The organism is Aeribacillus sp. SP014, from assembly GCF_054055575.1.
In genome coordinates this window covers 3053436-3078774 of sequence record NZ_JBSRXI010000001.1, presented here as the reverse complement: position 1 = coordinate 3078774, position 25339 = coordinate 3053436, and the positions used below count along the sequence as shown (strand labels likewise).

21 protein-coding genes are annotated in these 25339 nt (G+C 38.8%); all 21 read left to right on the top strand.

The features are described from left to right. The first annotated feature begins 60 nt into the window (after positions 1 to 60). The 21 genes from pfkA to thrS all read left to right on the top strand — a co-directional run bounded on the left by pfkA (position 61) and on the right by thrS (position 25284). Positions 61 to 1020, top strand: a complete 960-nt coding sequence (gene pfkA, locus ACVIJU_RS15045) for a 6-phosphofructokinase (protein WP_063387397.1) — start codon at positions 61 to 63, stop codon at positions 1018 to 1020. 49 nt (positions 1021 to 1069) lie between these two features. Beyond that, the gene (pyk, locus tag ACVIJU_RS15040) at positions 1070 to 2830 is read left to right on the top strand and encodes a pyruvate kinase (RefSeq protein WP_311066382.1); all 1761 of its coding nucleotides are present in this window, start codon (positions 1070 to 1072) and stop codon (positions 2828 to 2830) included. Between the two features lie 136 nt (positions 2831 to 2966). Then, on the top strand, positions 2967 to 3356 hold the full coding sequence (locus tag ACVIJU_RS15035) for an FxsA family protein (RefSeq protein ID WP_311066381.1): 390 nt from the start codon (positions 2967 to 2969) through the stop codon (positions 3354 to 3356). Positions 3357 to 3657: 301 nt separating this feature from the next. Further along, positions 3658 to 4776 (top strand): citrate synthase, encoded by a 1119-nt coding sequence (gene citZ / locus ACVIJU_RS15030; RefSeq protein ID WP_063387400.1) that lies wholly within the window; start codon positions 3658 to 3660, stop codon positions 4774 to 4776. Between the two features lie 96 nt (positions 4777 to 4872). After that, a complete protein-coding gene (icd, locus tag ACVIJU_RS15025) occupies positions 4873 to 6144 on the top strand; it encodes an NADP-dependent isocitrate dehydrogenase (RefSeq protein ID WP_066247811.1) in 1272 nt (423 codons plus the stop codon). A 95-nt stretch (positions 6145 to 6239) separates the two neighbouring features. Beyond that, positions 6240 to 7178, top strand: a complete 939-nt coding sequence (gene mdh, locus ACVIJU_RS15020) for a malate dehydrogenase (protein ID WP_063387488.1) — start codon at positions 6240 to 6242, stop codon at positions 7176 to 7178. A 243-nt stretch (positions 7179 to 7421) separates the two neighbouring features. Continuing rightward, a complete protein-coding gene (locus ACVIJU_RS15015) occupies positions 7422 to 8144 on the top strand; it encodes a response regulator transcription factor (protein ID WP_063387489.1) in 723 nt (240 codons plus the stop codon). Further along, positions 8137 to 9897 carry a two-component system histidine kinase PnpS gene (gene pnpS, locus ACVIJU_RS15010; RefSeq protein ID WP_339197028.1) on the top strand — a complete coding sequence of 587 codons (1761 nt, stop codon included), beginning with the start codon at positions 8137 to 8139 and terminating at the stop codon, positions 9895 to 9897. The genes ACVIJU_RS15015 and pnpS overlap by 8 nt, the downstream gene beginning before the upstream one ends. Positions 9898 to 10101: 204 nt before the next feature. Beyond that, positions 10102 to 11112 (top strand): FtsH protease activity modulator HflK, encoded by a 1011-nt coding sequence (gene hflK, locus ACVIJU_RS15005; RefSeq protein WP_063387404.1) that lies wholly within the window; start codon positions 10102 to 10104, stop codon positions 11110 to 11112. Next, positions 11099 to 12013 (top strand): protease modulator HflC, encoded by a 915-nt coding sequence (gene hflC, locus ACVIJU_RS15000; RefSeq protein WP_063387405.1) that lies wholly within the window; start codon positions 11099 to 11101, stop codon positions 12011 to 12013. Before hflK ends, hflC begins: the two co-directional genes overlap by 14 nt. An 89-nt stretch (positions 12014 to 12102) precedes the next feature. After that, a complete protein-coding gene (polA, locus tag ACVIJU_RS14995; RefSeq protein ID WP_456687718.1) occupies positions 12103 to 14733 on the top strand; it encodes a DNA polymerase I in 2631 nt (876 codons plus the stop codon). A 63-nt stretch (positions 14734 to 14796) separates the two neighbouring features. Then, positions 14797 to 15621, top strand: coding sequence for a DNA-formamidopyrimidine glycosylase (mutM, locus tag ACVIJU_RS14990; RefSeq protein WP_063387407.1), 825 nt, complete (start codon positions 14797 to 14799; stop codon positions 15619 to 15621). Between the two features lie 18 nt (positions 15622 to 15639). After that, complete coding sequence (gene ytaF, locus ACVIJU_RS14985) at positions 15640 to 16359, top strand: sporulation membrane protein YtaF (protein WP_261308730.1); 720 nt, start codon at positions 15640 to 15642, stop codon at positions 16357 to 16359. A 20-nt stretch (positions 16360 to 16379) separates the two neighbouring features. Beyond that, positions 16380 to 16979 carry a dephospho-CoA kinase gene (coaE, locus tag ACVIJU_RS14980; protein ID WP_063387409.1) on the top strand — a complete coding sequence of 200 codons (600 nt, stop codon included), beginning with the start codon at positions 16380 to 16382 and terminating at the stop codon, positions 16977 to 16979. 153 nt (positions 16980 to 17132) lie between these two features. After that, a complete protein-coding gene (locus ACVIJU_RS14975) occupies positions 17133 to 18158 on the top strand; it encodes a glyceraldehyde-3-phosphate dehydrogenase (RefSeq protein ID WP_063387490.1) in 1026 nt (341 codons plus the stop codon). A 261-nt stretch (positions 18159 to 18419) separates the two neighbouring features. Next, on the top strand, positions 18420 to 18800 hold the full coding sequence (gene speD, locus ACVIJU_RS14970) for an adenosylmethionine decarboxylase (protein WP_063387410.1): 381 nt from the start codon (positions 18420 to 18422) through the stop codon (positions 18798 to 18800). Between the two features lie 430 nt (positions 18801 to 19230). Then, complete coding sequence (gene nrdR / locus ACVIJU_RS14965) at positions 19231 to 19692, top strand: transcriptional regulator NrdR (RefSeq protein WP_063387411.1); 462 nt, start codon at positions 19231 to 19233, stop codon at positions 19690 to 19692. 46 nt (positions 19693 to 19738) lie between these two features. Further along, the gene (locus ACVIJU_RS14960) at positions 19739 to 21133 is read left to right on the top strand and encodes a replication initiation and membrane attachment family protein (protein ID WP_063387412.1); all 1395 of its coding nucleotides are present in this window, start codon (positions 19739 to 19741) and stop codon (positions 21131 to 21133) included. An 18-nt stretch (positions 21134 to 21151) separates the two neighbouring features. After that, the gene (gene dnaI, locus ACVIJU_RS14955) at positions 21152 to 22087 is read left to right on the top strand and encodes a primosomal protein DnaI (protein WP_063387413.1); all 936 of its coding nucleotides are present in this window, start codon (positions 21152 to 21154) and stop codon (positions 22085 to 22087) included. Positions 22088 to 22173: 86 nt separating this feature from the next. Continuing rightward, on the top strand, positions 22174 to 23001 hold the full coding sequence (ytxC, locus tag ACVIJU_RS14950; RefSeq protein ID WP_063387414.1) for a putative sporulation protein YtxC: 828 nt from the start codon (positions 22174 to 22176) through the stop codon (positions 22999 to 23001). A 351-nt stretch (positions 23002 to 23352) separates the two neighbouring features. Further along, the gene (gene thrS, locus ACVIJU_RS14945) at positions 23353 to 25284 is read left to right on the top strand and encodes a threonine--tRNA ligase (protein ID WP_066247800.1); all 1932 of its coding nucleotides are present in this window, start codon (positions 23353 to 23355) and stop codon (positions 25282 to 25284) included. The last annotated feature ends 55 nt before the right edge of the window (positions 25285 to 25339 follow it).

Here is a 25339-nt window from a genome sequence, read left to right as displayed (position 1 = left end):
AGATAATATGATCATTATTTTATGTAAGCTTTGTTTGAGCAGTCCAAGAGAGGTGAAATTATGAAAAAAATCGGCGTTTTAACGAGCGGCGGCGATTCTCCCGGTATGAACGCTGCAATTCGTGCCGTTGTCCGCAAAGGAATTTTTCATGGATTAGAAGTTTATGGAATTTATAATGGTTACTCAGGTCTTATTTCGGGAAAAATTCAAAAGCTTGAACTTGGTTCAGTAGGTGACATCATTCATCGCGGTGGAACGATGCTCTATACGGCACGGTGCGAAGAATTTAAAACAATCGAAGGACAAAAAAAAGGAATTGAACAATTGAAGAAATTCGGGATTGAAGGTCTTGTCGTTATTGGCGGAAACGGCTCCTACATGGGCGCAAAAAAGTTGACTGAACATGGATATCCATGCGTTGGGGTGCCGGGCACCATCGACAATGACATACCTGGAACTGACTATACGATCGGTTTTGATACAGCACTTAATACGGTGATACAAGCAATTGATAAAATTCGTGATACAGCTACCTCCCATGAGCGTACATACGTAATAGAAGTAATGGGTCGGGATGCCGGTGACATCGCTTTATGGTCCGGGCTTGCCGGAGGTGCGGAAACCATTTTAATTCCGGAAGCAGATTTCAAAATAGAGGAAATCATCGATCGATTAAAACGAGGCCATGAAAGAGGGAAAAAACATAGTATTATTATTGTCGCTGAAGGTGTGGGAAGCGGCGTCGAAATAGGCCAAAAGATCAAAGAGATGACAAACTTTGAAACGCGTGTTTCTGTATTAGGCCACATTCAACGCGGCGGATCGCCTACCGCATTTGATAGAGTATTGGCAAGCAGACTAGGCGCTTATGCGGTGGAACTGCTTCTTAATGGTAAAGGCGGACGATGTGTAGGCATCCAAAATAATCAGCTTGTGGATCATGACATTTTAGAAATTTTGGATCAGCCTCATACGGTTGATAAGTCAATGTACAAGCTTTCAAAAGAACTTTCTATATAAAGTATGAACATGGGATCGTTTTCATAATGTTTAGGAGGTATGCCAATTTATGCGAAAAACGAAAATTGTTTGTACAATAGGTCCTGCAAGCGAGAGCATCGAAATGTTGGAAAAACTAATTAAGGCCGGCATGAATGTGGCTCGGCTCAATTTTTCGCATGGAGATCATGAGGAGCATAAAGCGAGAATTCAAAACATTCGGGAGGCAGCGAAGCGCTTGGGCAAAAGTGTTGCAATATTATTGGACACAAAAGGCCCTGAGATTCGAACGCATACAATGGAAAACGGGGAGATACAATTAGAAGCAGGATCCCGCCTTCTTATTTCAATGGAAGAGGTTGTCGGCACGAAAGAAAAAATTTCGGTTACATATAAAGGATTAATCAATGATGTTTCCGTTGGTTCTAAAATATTGCTTGATGACGGATTAATTGGTTTAGAAGTTACAAAGATTGATAAAGAAAAACAGGAAATTGAAACGAAGGTATTAAACAGCGGAATTTTGAAAAATAAAAAAGGAGTCAATGTTCCTGGAGTTAGTGTCAATCTTCCTGGAATTACGGAGAAAGATGCAAAAGATATTTTGTTTGGCATTGAGCAGGGAGTCGATTTTATCGCTGCATCATTTGTTCGCCGCGCTTCCGATGTATTGGAAATTCGTCAACTGTTGGAGGAACACCAAGCTGACGACATTCAAATTATCCCGAAAATAGAAAATCAAGAAGGCGTTGACAATATTGATCAAATTTTGGAAGTTTCCGACGGGCTAATGGTTGCTCGAGGAGATTTAGGAGTAGAAATTCCCGCTGAAGATGTTCCGCTTGTCCAAAAGGAACTGATTCGCAAATGCAATCAATTAGGAAAACCTGTTATTACTGCTACTCAAATGCTTGATTCGATGCAGCGAAACCCAAGACCTACCCGGGCGGAAGCCAGCGATGTAGCAAACGCTATTTTTGATGGAACCGATGCAATTATGCTTTCAGGCGAGACAGCTGCCGGTTTATATCCGGTAGAAGCAGTGGAGACGATGCATAAAATTGCTTCCCGCGTTGAACAAGCTTTAGATTATCGCCAAGCCTTAACGAAACATACGAAAGTTGCTGATTCAACGATCACAAATGCAATTGGACAATCAGTAGCTTATACGGCGATAAATTTGGACGTTTCGGCCATTATCACGCCAACAGTCAGCGGCTATACGGCCAAAATGATTTCGAAATATCGGCCAAAAGCGCCGATTATTGCAGTAACATCCAGCAGTAAAGTATGCCGTAAGCTTGCCCTTGTATGGGGTGTGCATCCAACAATAGGACAAATTGCTACAACAACAGATGAAATGCTTGACATAGCTGTGCGTGAATCTATAAACACTGGAATTATTACACATGGAGATCGAGTGATTATTACAGCCGGAGTACCTGTAGGAGAAACAGGTTCCACAAATCTGATGAAAGTCCATGTTGTTGGCGATGTTTTAGGAAAAGGTCAAGGGATTGGACGAGCATCGGCATTTGGAAAGGTTATCGTTGCAAAGAATAGTAAAGAAGCTGTTGAGAAAATGGTGAAAGGTTCAATTCTCGTTACGAATGGGACCGACATAGACATGATGGAAGCGATTGAAAAAGCAGCTGCACTTGTTACGGAAGAAGGCGGCTTAACGTGCCATGCGGCCGTAGTCGGTTTGAGCCTTGGCATTCCAGTCATTGTCGGGGTAGAAAATGCAACAGAAATTTTGAAGGATGGTATGGAAGTCACTGTGGATGCAATACAAGGGATGATATATAAAGGACATGCGAGCGTTCTATAATTTTGCTTGAAAGGAGAAGGATTTCAGTTCCTTCTCTTTTTTTGTATAGTAAAGATTAAGAAACGAGTATTTTACATCTCTCTTTTGTATAGTAAAGAGTAGGGAACGGGTATTTTATATATGGAGGAGATAGCATATGCGAACATTATTGATTTTTTTTATTGTTGCACCGGCTTGTGAAATAGGGGTTTTGCTTTTATCTGGAAAGACGATCGGGGTGCTTCCGACTGTGCTATTGATTATCTTAACAGGCTTTGTTGGGGCTTATTTGGCGAAAAAACAAGGAATTCAGGCTGTGCGAAATCTTCAAAAGGAAATTCAATATGGGCGCATTCCAAGCAATGCCATTTTGGATGCAATTGCTATTTTAGTCGGAGGAATCATGCTATTGACGCCGGGATTTATTTCGGATATCGTCGGTTTGTTTCTTTTATTTCCAATCACAAGAAATTGGGTAAAGCCTTTTCTTATTCAATTCATAAAAAAATGGATTGATAAACATACGATCCATATTATTCGGCCATAATTCAATAAAAGATTTATTATGCTGAAATAAGTAATTCTTATTCAATTCTATAAGATTTTTTTATTAAAAAAAAGAATTCCGTAAAAAATATCTTATTTATCTGATTCACAAAAGTCTGATAATTGTTTATAATAGAGGTGTATTTTTTAATTCATATGTTTGGTGATCATTTCACTGATAAAAAATATTTCACAAAAGAAATGAAAGCATTTTCTTTTTGTGAAAAAATGAAAGTTTTATGAATTTTGTTTATTTCTATTTGAATTGCAGTTGAAAATTTTTATGTAAAGGGGAGATAGCCATGACAGCAACGCGTGGACTAGAGGGCGTGGTAGCCACAACTTCATCAATAAGTTCTATTATTGATGATACATTGACATATGTTGGTTACAATATTGACGATTTAGCTCAAAACGCAAGCTTTGAAGAAGTTGTTTACCTGCTTTGGCATCGAAAGCTTCCGAATAAGGAGCAATTAGAGGAATTAAGAAAGCAGCTTGCTGAGAATGCGTCGATACCGAATGAAATATTAGAACATTTTAAAACTTATCCGATTGATAAAGTACATCCGATGGCAGCTTTGAGAACAGCTGTATCTTTGCTTGGATTGTATGACGAAGAAGCGGACAACATGTCTGATGAGGCAAATTATCGAAAAGCAATTCGATTGCAGGCGAAAATTTCTACAATTGTCGCTGCTTTTGCCCGCATCCGCAAAGGATTGGAGCCTGTTCAACCGAGAACAGATTTAGGCTTTGCCGCTAATTTCTTATATATGTTAAAAGGTGAAGAACCTGATCAAACTTCCATTGAAGCCTTCAACAAAGCGCTCGTCCTTCATGCAGACCATGAATTGAATGCTTCGACATTTACTGCAAGAGTATGCGTGGCAACGCTTTCGGACATTTATTCCGGAATTACTGCGGCAATTGGAGCATTGAAAGGACCGTTGCATGGCGGTGCGAACGAACGCGTTATGCGAATGTTAACAGAAATTGGTGAACCTGAAAATGTAGAATCTTACATTCGCGAAAAATTAGCAAACAAAGAAAAAATTATGGGATTTGGTCATCGAGTTTATCGCAAAGGGGATCCTCGTGCCAAACATTTAAAAGAAATGTCCCGCAGACTAACAGAAATCACCGGTGAAACGAAATGGTATGAAATGTCAACTAAAATTGAGGAAATCGTAACATCTGAAAAATCTTTACCGCCGAATGTTGATTTTTATTCAGCGTCTGTATACCATTGCTTAGGTATTGATCATGATTTATTTACGCCGATTTTTGCAATAAGCCGCACATCTGGATGGTTAGCCCATATTTTAGAGCAATATGAAAACAATCGATTGATTCGTCCTCGTGCGGAATATACAGGACCAGAAAAACAAGTATTTATCCCTATCGAAAAGCGCAGCTAACAGGTAAAATAGAAAAGGGATTCCTTTTTCTTCCCTGTTAAGCATGGCCATGCTTTTATACACAAATAGAGAATACATATTTAGGAGGTAATGATTGTGGCAGAAGGTCAAAAAATTACAATGACAAATGGTACTTTAAACGTTCCAAATGATCCTATAATTCCGTTTATTGAAGGAGACGGCACTGGTCCTGATATTTGGAGAGCTGCGTCAAAAGTGCTGGAAGCAGCTGTAGAAAAAGCATACAATGGCGAAAAGAAAATCGTTTGGAAAGAAGTGCTTGCTGGTGAAAAAGCTTTTAAAGAGACTGGGGAATGGCTTCCTCAAGAAACGCTTGATGTGATACGCGAGTATATGATTGCGATCAAAGGTCCGTTAACAACTCCTGTAGGTGGAGGAATCCGTTCTTTAAACGTTGCTCTTCGCCAAGAGCTGGATTTATTTGTGTGCTTAAGACCTGTCCGTTATTTCAATGGAGTTCCTTCCCCTGTAAAACGTCCTCAAGATACAGACATGGTAATTTTCCGTGAAAATACCGAAGACATCTATGCCGGCATAGAGTATGCAAAAGGGACAGAAGAAGTAAAAAAAGTCATTGAATTTTTACAAAAAGAGCTGGGAGTAAACAAAATCCGTTTCCCTGAAACGTCCGGAATCGGCATTAAGCCTATTTCTGAAGAAGGAACGAAACGGCTTGTCCGTGCGGCCATTAACTATGCAATTGAACACGGAAGAAAATCTGTCACCCTTGTTCATAAAGGGAACATTATGAAATTTACAGAAGGCGCGTTTAAAAATTGGGGATATGAATTGGCTGAGCAAGAGTTTGGCGATAAAGTATTCACATGGGCTGAGTATGACCGCATTGTTGAAAAAGAAGGAAAAGAAGCGGCTAACAAAGCGCAAGAAGAAGCAGAAAAAGCTGGAAAAATTATTATTAAAGATGCAATTGCAGATATTTTCCTACAGCAAATTCTTACTCGTCCGCGCGAGTTTGATGTAGTAGCAACGATGAATTTAAATGGAGACTACATTTCGGATGCTTTGGCTGCACAAGTAGGCGGAATCGGTATTGCTCCAGGAGCAAACATTAACTACGAGACAGGGCATGCGATTTTTGAAGCAACACACGGTACAGCACCAAAATACGCCGGACTTGATAAAGTGAATCCATCTTCCGTAATTCTTTCTGGAGTGCTTATGCTCGAACATTTAGGATGGAAAGAAGCAGCTGATTTAATCATTCAAGCAATGGAAAAAACGATCGCTTCAAAAGTTGTCACCTATGACTTTGCACGCCTCATGGACGGAGCTACGGAAGTAAAATGCTCTGAATTCGGCAATGAATTGATTAAAAACATGGGTTAAACAAAGAACTGAGAGCTGCTTCTTTACGAAGTAGCTCTCCATTTAGATTCATTTTTGAAAAATCACTTACATAAAAGAGAGGATGGATGCTTGAAATGGCGATTAAAAGAAAGAAAATTTCTGTCATTGGTGCTGGATTTACTGGTGCGACAACAGCTTTTTTGCTGGCAAAAAAAGAGCTGGGAGATGTTGTGCTCGTTGACATTCCGCAAGCAGAGAATCCGACAAAAGGGAAAGCGTTGGACATGCTTGAATCAAGCCCTGTTCTTGGATTTGATGCGAACATTATCGGAACATCAAACTATGAGGAAACGGCTGATTCCGATATTGTTGTGATCACGGCAGGAATTGCAAGAAAACCTGGAATGAGTCGAGACGATTTAGTGCAGACCAACCAAAAAGTAATGAAAAGCGTCACAAAAGAAGTTGTAAAATATTCCCCAAACTCCATTATCATTGTGCTGACAAATCCGGTTGATGCAATGACTTACACTGTTTATAAAGAATCCGGATTTCCAAAACACCGCGTCATCGGTCAATCTGGAGTTTTAGATACCGCAAGATTCCGCACATTTGTTGCTCAAGAATTGAATTTATCAGTCAAAGACATTACAGGATTTGTGTTAGGCGGCCACGGAGATGACATGGTGCCATTAGTTCGCTATTCATACGCAGGGGGCATTCCGTTAGAAAAATTAATTCCGAAAGAGCGATTGGATGCGATTGTTGAAAGAACTAGAAAAGGCGGGGGAGAAATTGTTAACCTGCTTGGAAACGGAAGCGCATACTACGCACCAGCCGCATCTCTTGTAGAAATGGTGGAAGCGATTGTTAAAGATCAGCGCCGCGTATTGCCTGCCATTGCATATTTAGAAGGAGAATACGGTTTTGAAGGTATTTATTTAGGCGTTCCAACAATTCTTGGAGGCAATGGCTTAGAGCAAATTATTGAGCTTGAACTGACGGATGAAGAAAAAGCAGCTTTGGAAAAATCTGCGGAATCTGTAAGAAATGTTATGAAAGCATTAATATAGTGCATGATAGAAAAAGGAGGACATGTTATGTTCCTCCTTTTTCTTATAAAAGAAAAAAGAGAGCTTGCACAGAAAATTCGTCCGCTTTTTCAATTTCCGCTTCAAAACCGCTCCATCATGTTTCTATCGATTCTTTAAAATCTTCTGAAAGCAGCTTTTCTTGTATTGGTTCTTTCTGCTTCGTGGACTATAATAATAATAAAGAATAATAAGAACAGTAGGAGAAAATTATTGGAGGATTTTATGAGTAAAAAAATATTAGTAGTGGATGATGAACAATCGATTGTGACTCTTCTTCAGTATAATCTTGAACAAGCAGGCTATGAAGTCATTACTGCTCAGGATGGAAGCGAAGGATTTGAAAAAGCAATTACAGATGCACCGGATTTAATTGTGCTTGATTTAATGCTCCCGAGTATAGATGGTATGGAAATTTGTAAACAGCTTAGACAGCGCAAAGTGATGACGCCCATTTTAATGCTTACGGCAAAAGATGATGAATTTGATAAGGTGCTTGGGCTTGAGTTAGGTGCGGACGATTACATGACAAAACCGTTCAGTCCAAGAGAAATTATCGCTCGGGTAAAAGCAATCCTGCGGCGTGTCAGATCAGAAGATGCTCACATGCATGTAAAAAAAGAAGCGGAAGAAAACAACATTATTATCGGTGATTTAAAAATTATGCCTGAACGATATGAAGCTTATTTTGAACAAGAAAGACTTGACTTTACACCGAAAGAGTTTGAACTGCTTCTTTATCTTGCGAAACATAAAGGCCGAGTTTTGACAAGGGATCAGTTATTAAGCGCTGTTTGGAATTATGATTTTGCCGGTGATACAAGAATTGTGGATGTTCATATCAGCCATTTAAGAGAAAAAATTGAACGGAATACGAAAAAGCCTGAATATATTAAAACGATCAGAGGTCTAGGCTACAAACTGGAGGATCCAAAGCTAAATGAGTAAGTTCCGTTCAAAACTGCTTCTTGCGTTTACAGCATTAATTATTACTGTTCTGCTTGGTTTTGGATTTATTTTAGGACAATTATTTCAATCGTTTTACTTCATCAATTATGAGAAGCAATTTAAAAAAGAAGCCGAGTTGATCAAGCTGGTCATTGAGAATGAAAAGATAGGTTCTACCGAAATGAAGCATAAAATGGAGGAAATGAGCGAAAAATTAAACTCACTCCTTCTTTTTATGGATATGGACGGAAACATCGTTTTTAAAACAGGTCCTAGCTTTCATCAAAGCGACGAAAGATTATCAGAACTGATCTTGACCAACCACCGAAATGCAAAGGAAGGATTTCGCCTAGGTCTCGATCAAGCTGATTTGTTATTTTACGGTATTCCCATCTTTCAACAAGATGAACGAAAGGGATTTTTAGTTTTCGGGACTTCCATCAAATATTTCGAAGCGATGAATAAAGAAATTTGGTTTTTCATTATAGGGAGTCTTATTGCGGCATTAACGATCATTTTAATTTTTGGCACCCGCATTATGAAGCAGTATACGAAACCGATCGAATCGGCGACAGAAGTGGCGATGGAGCTTGCAAAAGGAAATTACAAAGCGAGAACATATGAAAATTCATCAGGCGACGAAACGAGTATGTTGAGCAAATCCATCAACATTTTGGCACGCAACCTTCAAGACATGACAAGAACCCAGGAATTGCACCAGGAAAGGCTGCAAACATTGATTGAAAACATGGGAAGCGGTCTTCTTTTCATTGATGAACGTGGCTATATTAGCCTGATGAATAAAGCCTTTAAAGAAATTTTCCAAATTAATCAAGAGGATTATTTATATAAATCTTACCAAGAAGCGATTGCATATAAAGAAATTATTCAAATGGTCGAAGAAATTTTTTTGACGGAATCAAATATAAGAAAGCATATTATGCTTCCTGTTAACATCGAAAGAAAGCATTTTGAAGTTTACGGTGCTCCGATCATTGGAAAAAGCGAAGTATGGAAAGGCGTCGTTCTTGTTTTTCACGATATTACCGAATTGAAAAAGCTTGAACAAATACGAAAAGATTTTGTAGCAAATGTATCTCATGAATTAAAAACACCGATCACCTCCATCAAAGGGTTTTCTGAAACATTGCTGGATGGCGCCATGAAAGATGAACAAACATTGCATTTTTTTTTATCCATCATTTTAAAAGAAAGCGAACGAATGCAATCTTTAATTCAAGATTTATTAGATTTATCAAAAATCGAGCAGCAGGGCTTTCAGCTGGAGCTTAGAAAATGCAATGTAAACGAGTTTTTAAAAGAAATTCATCATTTGCTAGATAGAAAAGCGAAAGAAAAAAATATTGATTTTATATTGGATGTTCCAGACGAGCCTGTTTTTATTGAAGGCGATCCTCATCGGCTGAAGCAAATTTTTATAAACTTAGCCAGCAACGGAATTATGTATACGCCAGCTGGCGGAAAAGTGACCCTTTCTGTTAAGGCTGGACATGATGAAGTAGCCATTTCTGTTCAAGACACCGGAATTGGAATTAGAGAAGAGGAAATTCCTAGAATTTTTGAGCGTTTTTATAGAGTTGATAAAGCTAGAAGCAGAAACTCAGGTGGAACTGGTTTAGGGCTTGCGATCGTAAAACATTTAGTAGAAGCCCACCAAGCAAATTTGACAGTCAAAAGCACCGTTGGTGTTGGAACGACTTTTACTGTGACTTTTCAAAGATACAATGAATAGTTTAACATAAGATTTACATCCAATTTATGCTAAGTTAACATTTGATTGTTAAAATGGCATTCGAAAACCCCTTCATCCAAGGAGCCCATTTGCAGATGGAAACAATTACGTTTCCGTCTTTTTTTTTTGGCTGCGTTTTTTAAATGAAACAAAATCGTACTTTTTTCGTATGAAATAATAAATAGAGAGAGATGGGGGGATATAATGGTAAGCATAAGAAGATTATTAACAATTATTGGATTTATTTTTCTGATCAGCATTCTCGGTCTTGCTGCGATTACTTCCTGGTTTACTGTAGACGAGTCGGAACAAGCGGTTATTACTACATTTGGAAAAGTGGAAGAGGGTATAACTGAGCCTGGGCTTCATTTTAAATGGCCATGGCCGATTCAATCGGTAAAAAAACTATCCAAAGAAACATTCAGTTTACAATTTGGATATAAAGAAAAAGATGGAAAAGTTGAGTCTTTTCCAAAGGAAACAAAAATGATTACAGGCGATGAAAACATTGTGTTAGCAGATATGGTCGTTCAATGGAAAATAACGAATCCGGCAAAATATTTGTTCAATGCTGAAAATCCAAAGGAAATTTTGCGGGATGCAACATCTGCTTCGTTAAGAAGCATTATTGGAAGTTCAAAAATTGACAATGCTTTAACGAGCGGAAAAGTGGAAATTGAAGCTCAAGTGCAAGAATTATTAAGCTCGTTGATGAAAAAGTATGATATTGGCATTTCAATCATTGCGGTCAAATTGCAGGATGTTGATTTGCCGAACGAAGAAGTTCGAAAGGCGTTTACAAACGTTACGGATGCAAGAGAAATGATGAATACGAAAATAAACGAAGCCAATAAATATAGGAATAAACGAACAAAAGAGGCAGAAGGAGAGCGCGATGCAATCATCTCCAAAGCTGAAGGTGACAGAGCGTCCAGAATTGAACAAGCGAAAGGGGAAGTCGCACTATTTAATTCTTTATACAATGAATACAAAAATTCAAAAGAAATCACAGAAAAACGTCTAATTTTAGAAACGATAGACAGCGTGCTGCCAAATGCGCAAATTTACATTATGAAGGATGATGGAAATACAATGAAGTATTTTCCTGTTCAGCCTATGCAGCAAGTGCTGCCTAATGATCAGCAAAGTCAGCAAAAAGCTGATCAATCGAGCGAGAACACGCAAAAAAGAGGTGAAAACAATGGACAAGAATGAAAAGAAAATTAATTTTGAATGGAAGAAATACATACGCCTAGGGTCTGTTATAGCCGGTTTATTTGCGTGTTTGCTATTTTTATTCAGCAACGTTTTTGTTGTGAAAGAAAATGAATATAAAGTCGTTCGCCAATTTGGCGAAGTTGTAAAAATTATAGAGAAGCCTGGCCTCCATTTAAAAATTCCTTTCATACAAACAGTTGAAAGTCTTCCAAAGCATCAATTAACGTATGATGTGGAGGAAGCGGAAATCAATACAAAGGATAAAAAACGAATATTAATTGACAACTATGCGGTTTGGAGAATCGAAGATCCGAAAGAAATGATCGCCAATGCAAGAACAGTTGTCAATGCAGAGGCAAAAATGTCGGAATTTATCTTTTCCACTGTGAGATCGGAGCTTGGAAAACTGAATTATGATGAAATTATTAATGATGAAAAGTCTTCCCGCGGGAGCCTGAATGACAAAATCACAAATATTGTTAATAACCTGCTTGAACAAAATCATTTCGGCATTAAGGTGGTTGATGTAAGAATTAAACGGACGGATTTGCCGGAAGCAAATGAAAAATCGGTATTTACTAGGATGATATCAGAGCGGGAATCAAAAGCCCAAGAATATTTATCGATGGGGGATGCAGAGAAAAATCGAATTGTTGCTGAAACGGACAGACAAGTAAAAGAAATGCTGGCAAAAGCTGAAGCTCAAGCTGAAACCATCCGCGGTCATGGAGAGGCGGAGGCGGCGAAGCTCTATAACCAGGCTTATTCAAAAGATCCTAAATTTTATGAATTATATAGAACACTTCAATCCTACAAGAAAACAATCGACGGTGAAACAGTCATCGTTCTCCCGTTCGATTCTCCATACGCCAAAATATTAATGGGAGAAACAGAATAAAATCGATAAGCCATGTTTTTTCTTCTGCTGAAAGTAATGGTAGAATAGAAGGAAGGCATGGCTTTTTTAGTTGAAGGAGGCTAGTAGTAGTGACAAAGAAGCTAGTTTTAATTGATGGAAACAGTATTGCTTACAGAGCGTTTTTCGCTTTGCCGCTTTTAAATAATGATAAGGGGATTTATACGAATGCAATTTACGGCTTTACAAATATGCTGTTAAAAGTACTGGAGGAAGAAAAACCGACACATATCCTTGTTGCATTTGATGCAGGGAAAACAACGTTCCGGCATAAAACTTTTAAAGAATATAAAGGAACTCGGCAAAAAACCCCGCCTGAATTGTCGGAGCAGCTACCATTTATACGGGATTTGCTTGATGCCTACAAAATTACAACATATGAACTCGAAAATTATGAGGCTGATGATATTATTGGAACAGTTGCGAGACAAGCTGAGAAGCAAGATTTTGAAGTGAAAATTATTTCCGGAGATAAGGATTTAACACAGCTGGCAACTGAAAAAACGACCGTTTCCATCACGAAAAAAGGAATTACGGATGTTGAACCGCACACGCCTGAATCGATTCAAGAGAAGTATGGGCTAAGCCCGGCACAAATTATTGATTTGAAAGGATTGATGGGCGATCAATCAGATAATATCCCAGGTGTGCCCGGCGTTGGAGAGAAAACCGCGATTAAATTGCTGAAACAGTTTGAGACAGTCGAAAATATTTTAAATTCGATTGAAGAAGTAAATGGAAAAAAATTAAAGGAAAACTTACAAAACTATAAAGAGCAAGCATTAATGAGCAAACAGCTTGCGACAATTAATTGTGAAGCTCCTGTCGAAATAAAAATTCAAGACCTTGAGTATAAAGGCTATGACAAAGAAAAAGTAGTGAAAATTTTTAAGGAACTAGGCTTCCAATCGCTCCTAGACAAAATGGGAGAGCATGAGAATGAAGAAGCGGATGAAATGCCGACGATTAAGTTCGAAAAAGTTGAAAAGCTGTCAGACAAGGTTTTATCAGAGAAGGCAGCTCTTTTAGTGGAAATCATTGATGAAAATTATCATACTGGAGAAATCATCGGGTTTTCTATCGCAAACGAAAATGGATGTTTTTATATTCCAGCCGAAATTGCGCTACATTCAAAAGAGTTCATAGAATGGGTGAAGGACGAAACAAAGCGGAAAGTGGTGTTTGATGCGAAAAAATCAATTGTGGCGCTGCGCTGGCGAAACATTGATTTAGCAGGTATTGAGTTTGATGTTCTCATTGCCTCATACATTTTAAACCCGTCTGAAACGATTGACGACATAGCCGAGCTTGCAAAGGCAAAAAATAAACATTTAGTTCAAAAGGATGAAGTGATTTACGGAAAAGGCGCTAAACGTCATATCCCTGATGAAGACATTTTAGGCGAACATCTTGCCAGAAAAGCGTTAGCCATTTATGAGCTGGAAGAATTATTAATACAAGAATTAGAAGAAAATGAACAATTTCATTTATTCAGCGAATTGGAGCTTCCGCTGTCAGCCATTTTATCTGACATGGAAACAACAGGAGTAAAGATAGACGTCAACCGTCTGAAAGAAATGGGAAAAGAGCTTGATGAACAGCTGAAGCAATTAGAAAAGGATATTCATCGTCTAGCTGGAGTGTCATTTAACATTAATTCTCCGAAGCAGCTTGGGCCGATTTTATTTGAAAAGCTCAATCTACCGGTTTTGAAAAAGACCAAAACGGGGTATTCGACCTCTGCGGACGTTTTAGAAAAATTGAGAGGACAGCACGAAATTGTGGAGAAAATTTTGCATTACCGGCAGCTCGGAAAGCTTCAATCGACGTATATTGAAGGGCTGCTGAAGGTTGTCCATCGTGATACGCATAAAATCCACACCCGATTTAATCAAGCATTAACGCAAACCGGAAGATTAAGCTCCACAGACCCGAATTTGCAAAACATTCCGATTCGCCTTGAGGAAGGCCGCAAAATTCGTCAAGCATTTATCCCTTCTGAAAAAGATTGGGTCATTTTTGCTGCGGACTATTCCCAGATTGAACTGCGAGTGCTTGCGCATATATCTGGAGATGAAAAATTGATTGAAGCGTTTCAACAAGATCTTGATATTCATACAAAAACGGCGATCGATGTGTTCCATGTTGAAGAAGATAAAGTGACCTCCAACATGAGAAGACAGGCAAAAGCAGTTAATTTCGGGATTGTTTACGGAATCAGCGATTACGGATTGTCGCAAAACTTAGGAATTACCCGAAAAGAAGCTGGTGAATTTATTAAAAAATATTTTGAAATTTATAAAGGCGTTAAAGAATATATGGATGGCATAATCCAAGAGGCGAAGCAAAAAGGCTATGTAACGACACTAATGCAGCGTCGGAGATATATTCCGGAAATTACGAGCAGAAATTTCAATATCAGAAGCTTCGCCGAGCGAACAGCCATGAATACTCCGATTCAAGGAAGTGCAGCGGATATTATCAAAAAAGCGATGATCGATATGGCGCAAGAAATTGAAAAACGAAATTTGCAAACGAGGCTGCTGCTTCAAGTTCATGACGAATTGGTGTTTGAAGCGCCAAAGGATGAAATTGAAATTTTAGAAAAGCTTGTTCCGGAAGTAATGGAAAATGCCATTCAGCTAAAAGTGCCGTTAAAGGTTGATTATTCTTACGGTTCTACGTGGTATGAAGCGAAATAATTTGAAAAAGGCGGAAAGGGAAGCTCCCCCGCCTTTTTCGAGTGGAGATAAGGGGTGAACATAATGCCTGAGCTTCCTGAAGTAGAAACGATTCGAAAAACATTAAGGGAGCTTGTCATAGGAAAAGTCATCGATGAAGTTATCGTATCATGGCCGAAAATCATCAAACGTCCCGAAGACGCAGAGCAGTTTTGCCGCGTTTTGAAAGGGGAAACAATCAATGAAATCGGAAGAAGAGGGAAATTTTTAAAATTTTATTTAGATCGATATGTTCTTGTATCACATTTACGAATGGAAGGAAGATATGGACTGTATCCAAAAATAAAGCCCATTGAACCTCACACACATGTCATTTTTCGCTTTCAAGATGAAACGGAATTAAGATATCGGGATGTTCGCAAATTTGGCACTATGCATCTGTATCAAAAGGGCGAGGAGGAGAAGCATCCTCCTTTGTCCCAGTTAGGGATGGAGCCTTTTTCGGAACAATTTACTGCTGAAAGACTTATGAGCAAGCTTCAGTCTACCTCTAGAAACATCAAGACGGTTTTGCTTGACCAAAAAATAGTGGCGGGATTAGGAAACATTTACGTTGATGAAGTATTGTTTCGATCAGGCATTCATCCGGAGCGGCTGGCAAAAGATTTGACAGCGGAAAAAGTGAAAATATTGCATCGGGAAATTATTCAAACGCTGAAGGAAGCAGTTGAAAAAGGAGGAAGTACTGTCCGATCCTACGTCAATTCACAAGGGCAAATCGGGATGTTTCAACTGGACTTATTTGTCTATGCAAGAGAAAAAGAACAATGTAAAATTTGCGGAAGCCCTATCCAAAAAATAAAAATTGGGGGAAGAGGCACACATTTTTGTTCATCTTGCCAAGTGTAGAAAGATTTATGCCACCTTCTGAAGCGAACACATTTTAGGCGGTTTTCATATTACTATGTTAGCAATAAAAGGAAAGAAGGGGCATTTGATAAAATGACGGAAATCGGATCGGTTTTAATATTGGCGTTGGCAGTCAGTCTTGATAGTTTTTCTGTTGGCTTAGCGTTCGGTTTGCGTAAAGTAAAAATTCCAATTAAATCGATTATCACTATTTCATGCTGTTCGGCGATTGTGTTGCTCGCTGCGATGATGGCCGGACAAATAGCTCAAAGTGTTCTTCCTCCCTATTTTACGGATAGGCTTGGCGGAGCTATTTTCATTTTGCTTGGCATGTTTGTGTTATATTCCTTTTTCCGCAACAATGAATCAGAGGATGAGAAAGATGAGGAAAAGAGTGAAAAAACGATTTTAAATATGGAATTAAAATCGTTAGGCATTGTCATTCATATATTGAAAAAGCCTGCTGCAGTTGATATGGATCGATCTGGCGAGATTACAGGCGTGGAAGCTTTGCTGCTTGGGATCGCTCTTTCGCTCGATTCATTCGGAGCAGGAATCGGTGCGGCTTTAGCAGGGTATGAACCTTTTTTAACAGCTATTTTCGTCACTTGTATGAGCACGATGTTTGTTTATATTGGAATGAAATCCGGCCGATTTGCTTCATCCTATTCGTTTTTTGAAAAGTTTTCATTTATCCCGGGTTTATTATTAATAATGATCGGTGTTTGGGCCATGTAAGGATAAAGGAGAATGATGATATGACAATGATTATTGGATTAACTGGAGGCATAGCAAGTGGAAAAAGCACTGTGTCTGAAATGCTTAAAAAAAGAGGCATTCCAGTTATTGACGCAGATCTAATTGCAAGAGAAGTGGTAGAAGTCGGCAAAAAAGCATATACAGAGATCGTAAATGCTTTCGGAAAGGAAATATTAAACGAAGACTTAACGATCAACCGAGCTCGATTAGGCTCCATTGTATTTCAAAACGAAGATAAGCGGGAGAAGCTAAACAGTATTGTACATCCTGAGGTCAGGCTGGAAATGAAAAGGCGACAGGAACAATTGATCTCAGAAGGTGCGAAAGCAGTAGTTCTTGATATTCCCCTTCTATTTGAAAGCAATTTGAAGCATTTAGTGGATAAAGTGATTGTTGTTTATACGGGAGAAAAAAATCAACTGGAACGATTAATGAAAAGGAATAATTTTTCGAAGAAAGAAGCTTTATCACGCATCAATGCACAAATGCCTTTGAAAGAAAAAGTAAAATTTGCCGATGCAGTGATCAACAATGATGGAACATTAGAAGAAACGGAACAGCAATTGGAAAACATTCTCATGAATTGGGGAATTGGTTAATCCGCTCGCAAATAGAGCGGTTTTTTTTATTTTTAGTATATATTTTTTTAAGAAACGATTAAAATAATTGTTTCGTTATTTTATAAATATGATATACTAATTAACAGAATAGGAGATAAAAAGTGTAACATAATGCCGGAAGGGGATATTCACATGAGTGCTAAGGTTGCCATTAACGGTTTCGGCCGAATTGGCCGAATGGTATTCAGAAAAGCAATTTTAGAAGGAGATTTGAATATCGTAGCAATCAATGCAAGCTATCCAGCAGAAACATTGGCTCATTTAATTAAATACGATACAAACCATGGGAAATTTGAAGGAGAAGTCATTCCAAAAGAAGATCATTTAATTGTAAATGGCCATAAAGTGCTTCTTTTGAACAATCGAAATCCTATTGAACTTCCCTGGAAAGATCTAGATGTGGACATAGTGATTGAAGCGACAGGAAAATTCAACTCCCGTGAAAAAGCGATGATGCATGTTGAGGCAGGGGCGAAGAAAGTTATTTTAACAGCACCTGGAAAAAATGAAGATGTAACGATTGTTATCGGTGTAAACGAAGAACAATATGATCCTGACAACCATGTCATTATTTCGAATGCTTCTTGCACAACAAACTGTCTAGCGCCTGTTGCAAAAGTTCTTGATGAACAGTTTGGCATTGAATATGGTTTAATGACTACTGTCCACGCATATACGAACGATCAAAGAAATATTGATAATCCGCATAAAGATTTAAGAAGAGCGCGAGCGTGCGCCCAATCAATCATTCCGACAACTACCGGTGCAGCAAAAGCGATCGGTTTAGTTTTACCGCAATTAAAAGGAAAATTGCACGGTCTTGCATTAAGAGTGCCTACACCAAACGTCTCCCTCGTAGACTTTGTTGTAGATCTAAAACGCGATGTGACCGTTGAAGAGGTAAATGAAGCGTTTATCCAAGCTTCTCAAGGAAAGCTGAAGGGGATATTAGATTTTTCTTCAGAACCGCTCGTATCAGTTGACTACAACACAAACCCGCACTCTGCTATTGTCGACGGTTTAACGACAATGGTTATGGGAACAAGAAAGGTAAAAGTGCTTGCATGGTATGATAATGAATGGGGCTACTCTTGCCGCGTTGTGGATTTAGCAAAACTTGTAGCAAGCAAATTGAATAAATTGGCCGCAGCTGTATAAAATGATGGGAGGGTTGATCTTTACAAAGATTGACCCTCTTCTTCTTTTTGTTTGGATACTTTTTTCAGCGCAAAATTTTTGACAAAGTATGTTGCAAAAACAAATCAAACCATATATACTATTTTTCGTGAACTTCTTAAACGCAAGGTAATGTGGCTACTTAAAGGGTTAGGACCTCTTTGGACTAACTTTCCCCCGTGGTAGTTAAACATACCAGAGTGCGAAGAATTCATAAAAATTTATAAAGGGGGATCCATGGCTATGGAAACAATGGGACGTCACGTTATCTCTGAGCTGTGGGGATGCGACTTTGATAAGTTGAATGACTTGGAATTTATTGAAAAAACGTTTGTAAATGCAGCATTAAAATCAGGTGCTGAAATCCGGGAGGTTGCGTTTCATAAGTTTGCGCCTCAAGGTGTAAGCGGAGTTGTGATCATTTCAGAGTCACACCTAACAATTCATAGTTTTCCAGAGCATGGATATGCTAGCATTGATGTGTACACTTGCGGTGATTTAAATCCAAATATTGCAGCGGATTACATTTCTGAAGCTTTAGGTGCTCAAACGCGCGAAAATATTGAAATTCCTCGCGGTATGGGTCCTGTTCAAATCAAACAGGGTCAAGCAAAAGCACTTTAAAGTGAAAACAGAATAAAATTTGAATGGAAATGCAAAGAGGTGTCAGCTTTTTACTGCACCTCTTTTTATATTATAATAAAGAATAATATTTCATATTGAATGGTATTTAGAGGCATCTTATTTGCGGCCTCAAAGGACCGAGTTATTCTACCCCCTGCAAAGCCGTTATGAAAAAGAGGCTTTGATGTTTTTAAAATCATTCATGGTAGTGATGCAAAAATAAAAAATCTTTTATTGGCATGGCTGCCATCACTGTTTGGCGGTTCGAACATCATTTGATTGGACCGGACTGACAGAAATCCATTTCATTCAGTCGAATTATCTATAACAAAAATACAAGAACTTGAAAGTTTCTTGTCTGATCCAATGCTATTTAATAAGATGTAGGTAGAGCTTTTTTGATTTAGTTAAAAAGATTGGAGCTGGTGATATGAAATGCCCTTCCTGCCACCATTTTGGAACACGTGTTTTAGATTCGCGTCCAGTCGATGAAGGGAGATCAATTCGGAGGCGAAGGGAATGTGAGGAATGTCAATATCGGTTCACAACGTTTGAAAAAGTGGAAGAAATTCCGCTCATCGTTGTGAAAAAGGAAGGAACACGAGAAGAGTTCAGCAGGGAAAAAGTTTTGCGCGGGATGATTAAAGCTTGTGAGAAAAGACCGGTTTCTTTAAAAAAATTGGAAGATGCTGCGCATGATATTGAAAAAGAACTAAGAAATCTAGGTACATCGGAAATATCAAGCGAAACGATCGGCGAAATGGTGATGGACAGACTAGCCGAAATTGATGAAGTCGCATACGTTCGATTTGCTTCTGTTTACAGGCAATTTAAAGATATAAATGTCTTTATTGAGGAATTGAAAGAACTGATCAAAAAAGAACGTTCATAAAAGAGCTGCGAGATTATGACATGCTATTTGGGAAGGTTTTGAAAAAATGATTGGACATCATCACTGGAAAGAGCTGCTGCCTGTTGATCGCTACGTTGTGAAATGTACGAGCAGTTTGATTCATGAATTTGACCGAAAAGTTCTTACATTACTGTACCAGCCCTTAATCGGGCCAAGAACGTTAAACTTATACATGACGCTTTGGAGCGAGCTTGAACAAAACCGTCTTTGGGGGACGGAATCGACCCACCATTTTTTAATGGCTGTTACTCAATCCCCATTAAATGAAATTTATCATGACCGTTTGAAATTAGAAGGAATAGGTCTTTTAAAAACATACCTTGTCGATGAAAGCGAACCGAAAAAATATATTTATGAACTTCAACGACCTCTTTCCCCCAAACAATTTTTTTATGATGGAATGTTGAACATATATTTATATAACAGAGTTGGAAAAACGGTGTACCAAAGATTGAAAAGCTATTTTTCCGATAAATCGGTTGATAGCAACGCCAAAGATGTGACAAGATCATTTCATGAAGTATACCAATCGATCCACCCATCTGAGCTTTCAGCCAATATTGCAATGGAACCTGAGGAAAACGATCAGGAGCTTTTTGATCATGCGCCTGGGAAACCGATTTCGATTCAAAACCAGTCCTTTGATTTTCAATTGTTTTATGCCGGTTTATCAGAGCATATTGTGCCCAAAAAAGCGATCACGCCTGCGGTTAAGGAAGCTGTTGAGAAATTAGCATATGTTTATGGAATTGATCCAATTGAAATGAAAAATCTGGTCATCCGTTCTTTGGATCATGATGAGCAAATTAATTTAGACGAGCTGCGAAAATGGGCGAGGGATTGGTATAAGCTGAATCACGGTAACCGTCTTCCAGAGCTTGTTGATAGGCTTCAGCCTTTGAATCAGCGGGTGAAAGACGAAGAAATTGAACAGTCAAAAGATAAGGAATTAATTCGACAGCTTGAATCCATCTCTCCAAGACAGTTTCTAAAAGATATTTCAGGCGGGATTGAACCGTCCGCAGCGGATTTGAAAATTATTGAAGATGTCATGTTTCAGCAAAAGCTGCTTCCCGGAGTTGTCAATGTTTTAATTTATTATGTCCTGCTAAAAACAAATATGAGATTGTCAAGAGCGTATGTTGAGAAAATTGCCAGCCACTGGGCTCGATTAGGAATTAAAACTGTGAAGGATGCAGTGGATGTGGCGAAAAAAGAACATAAGAAATATTTAACCTGGGCGGAAACAAAGGATAAGAAGACTGTCAGCAAAAAAATCGTTCGAAAAGAAAAACTCCCTTCATGGCTTTTGGAAAACGAAAATCAACAGGTAGAAAACATCGATCCGGAAGCGTTTGAAAAAGAAAAACAAAAGCTGCAGGAGCGGATTAAAAAATATAAAAATAAACAGAAGGACTAGGTGAAAGGAGGGAGGAAGATGGAATCCCTGCAAAATCATTTAAAACAATTCATGAACAGCAAAGGGTTTCGGGAAACGTATTTGAACTTGAAACAGCAAATAAAATCGGACAAAGATGTCAGGTTATTTTTAGAAAAGCATAAAAATCAAATCGATGAACATATGATTGACCGCAGCTTAGGCAAACTATATGAATTTGTAACGCAGAGCAAGTTTTGCCGTGAATGCCGAAATTTAGATGAGTGCAAAAATATTTTAAAAGGATATCACCCTACATTAATTATTGAAAGAAAAACAATCGACCTGAAATATGATAAATGCCCGAGAAAAGAAGCATATGATGCTCGAAAAAAACAAGAATCGCTCATTAAATGCATGTATGTACCAAAGGAAATCCTCAATGCACACCTTGAGGATATTGATTTAAACGAACCGAACCGTCTGAAGGCAGTGTCTCTCGTGCAAGATTTTGTTGAGCAATACGGTCAAAATGATCGGTTAAAAGGATTGTATTTATACGGTTCCTTCGGCGTGGGAAAGACATTTATTCTTGGAGCGATCGCGAATGAGCTGGCGGAAAAAGGCGTTCCTTCCATGCTTGTATATGTTCCGGAGTTTGTCAGGGAGTTAAAAAGCGCTCTTCAAGATCATTCACTGAATGAAAAGATTGATGCGGTTAAAAAAATTCCGGTATTAATGCTTGATGATATTGGTGCTGAATCGATGTCAAGCTGGATGAGAGACGACATTTTAGGCTCGATTCTCCAATTCCGCATGCTTGAAAATTTACCGACCTTTTTTACATCCAACTTTAATTTTAGCGAATTGGAACACCACCTGACTTATTCACAAAAAGGCGAAATAGAACAGCTAAAGGCAAAAAGAATTATGGAAAGGATTCGTTTTTTGGCCATTCCCGTGGAATTGAAAGGAAAAAATCGCAGACAAGAATAACCGCTGGACAGCAAACACTTCTAAATAATGCCATCCCCCCATATATATAGAAACAGGACTTGCTATATAAAGGGGGGGATCTTTTTTTGCTGGAAATAACTTTTCAAACGGAAAAAGAAGCTTCTTATCTGCATCAATTGCTTAATACAGAGAAGGAAAACTTTGATTTCCAAGCAGCCTTGCTGAACGGCACAGTATTAACATGTGAAACAGATGATTGGGAAACATTTATATCTGATGTGCTCGTACCATCATTTGTTGACTTTTTTCTAAATGTGAAAGAGCCCCGTCTCCTTCTTTTTATAATTGAAAAACAATTTTATTTTGAGGATGAAGATGAAAAACAGCAAATTTTACATATTGCTCAATCGATCTTGGAAGGAGAGCGGGCGGAAATTCCAATGATCAAACATTTTGAGCCGAGAGAAAACTTAATTATTTCTGCTTTAACGAATTTCCTTCGGCCAAACCAATCTTTTTCTATAGAATCATTTATTCAATTCCGCTTGTCTGATTATTTATCAAGACTTTCGGAATATGTCGGTCTCTCCATTGAAGAGTATAAAATGGAGCAGGAATACCAAAATTTTATTCAAAGCTTGCGGGAATATGTTCTCAATAAAAAACCGAAATTATCAACGATTCATATTTTGCATGATACTTCCTTTCAAGTGTTTAATGAAAAGTTCATCGAAATAAAAGAGCTGGAATTGAAAAAGTGGATTGATCGGGAATTTATTTATCGCCACCCGATGTATATTGATTCCCATTTGCTGGCCCCGCTTGTATCCATTGCTCCTTTAGAAATTTATATATACTCCGATCAACAGGAGGAAGCAATGATTCAAACGATCCAAAACATCTTTCAGGAACGGGTTCGATTTTTTTCAAGGGCTAGCTTTCAAAAACGATAAGTTTCTTTCAGTACTCCTTGATTTTTGGTGGCGAATCAGTCTATAATACGGTTGAAATCATTCATCACGAAAAGGTTATGATGAGGACACGGGAGTATTATCACAGTTCAAAGAGAGGGAAGGCACAGGCTGAAACCTTCCTAACTCGTGTAATGCTCTTACCACCTCTAAACTTCAGCTGTGAACGGCTTTTGCCAAGTAATAGCTGGCGGATTGTTCCGTTATCAAAATGAGCCGCGCAAAGTTTTGAGCGGGAACTAGGGTGGAACCACGGGTTTTACATACAACACTCGTCCCTTCTTTTAGGGACGGGTGTTTATTTTTGCAAGAAAAAACAAAGGAGGAAAGAAGATGAAAGAAGCCATTAAAATTACTTTTCCAGACGGTTCTGTAAAAGAATTTCCGTACGGAACAACAACGGAAGAAATCGCTGCATCCATCAGCCCTGGATTAAAGAAAAAAGCCATTGCAGGTAAAATAAATGGAAAGCTTATTGACTTAAAAACCCCGATTGAACAAGACGGCCAGATTGAAATTTTGACGCCTGATACAAAAGAAGCGTTAGAAATTTTACGACATAGTACAGCACATTTAATGGCGCAAGCGATTAAACGGCTTTACCCAAATGTAAAATTGGGAGTTGGGCCCGTCATTGAAAACGGTTTTTATTATGATATCGATATGGATGAAACGATCTCACACGAAGATTTGCCTAAAATCGAAAAAGAAATGAAAAAAATTGTCGGCGAAAATTTGCCGGTTATTCGTAAAGAAGTAAGCCGCGATGAAGCAAAAAAAATGTATGAGGAAATCGGCGACCATTTAAAGCTTGAGCTTATCGATGATATTCCGGAAGGCGAAATCATTTCCATATATGAGCAAGGAGAATTTTTCGATCTATGCCGAGGAGTCCACGTTCCTTCTACCGGAAAAATAAAGGAATTTAAATTGCTCAGCGTAGCCGGCGCCTACTGGCGTGGAGACAGCAAAAACAAAATGCTTCAACGCATATACGGTACAGCATTTTTTACAAAAGAAGAGCTTAAAGAACATCTCCGCATGCTTGAAGAAGCGAAAGAGCGGGATCATCGCAAGCTTGGAAAAGAATTAAACCTGTTTACCACTTCTCAAAAGGTTGGACAAGGCTTGCCGCTTTGGCTGCCAAAAGGTGCAACTATCCGCCGGATTATCGAACGCTATATTGTTGATAAAGAAATTAAACTCGGATACCAGCATGTATACACACCTGTTCTCGGCAGCGTCGATCTTTATAAAGCTTCCGGCCATTGGGACCATTATCAAGATGATATGTTTCCGCCAATGAAGATGGATAACGAAGAGCTTGTATTGCGTCCGATGAACTGCCCGCATCATATGATGATTTACAAAAATGAAATTCACAGCTATCGGGAATTGCCGATCCGCATTGCAGAACTTGGAACAATGCACAGATACGAAATGTCAGGGGCATTGACAGGGCTGCAGCGTGTTCGCGGGATGACGTTGAACGATGCGCATATTTTCGTGCGGCCGGATCAAATTAAAGACGAATTCATCCGAGTTGTCCGCCTTATTGAAGAGGTATACGAGGATTTTGGTATAAAAGATTATTCGTTCCGATTATCTTACCGCGATCCTGAGGATAAAGAAAAATATTATGATGATGATGAAATGTGGGAAAAGGCCCAGTCGATGCTGAAAGCCGCAATGGACGAACTCGGGCTGGATTATTATGAAGCGGAAGGTGAAGCGGCATTTTACGGACCGAAATTGGATGTACAAGTGCGGACGGCTTTAGGAAAAGATGAAACATTATCGACTGTTCAGCTAGATTTTCTCCTTCCGGAACGGCTTGATTTAACATATGTTGGCGAAGACGGCAAACATCATCGGCCAGTTGTTATTCACCGCGGAGTTGTTTCAACGATGGAACGGTTTGTTGCCTTCTTAATTGAGGAATATAAAGGCGCCTTCCCAACTTGGCTTGCACCTGTGCAAGTGAAAGTCATCCCTGTTTCGCCGGAAGTGCATCTTGATTATGCCAAAACAGTAGAACAGCGTCTTCAGCAAGAAGGCTTGCGCGTTGAAGTCGATATTCGGGATGAAAAAATCGGCTATAAAATTCGTGAGGCACAAATGCAAAAAATCCCGTACATGGTCGTTGTCGGTGATCAAGAAGCAGAAAATGAGACGGTCAATGTCAGAAAGTATGGAGAACAAAAATCAGAATCCATGCCGCTGGAGACATTTGCTGTATCTGTTGGAAAAGAAGGGAGAAAATAAGGAAATCGGCGTTTGCTGATTTCCTTTTTTTGAAACATAAGCGAGGGGTGTACGG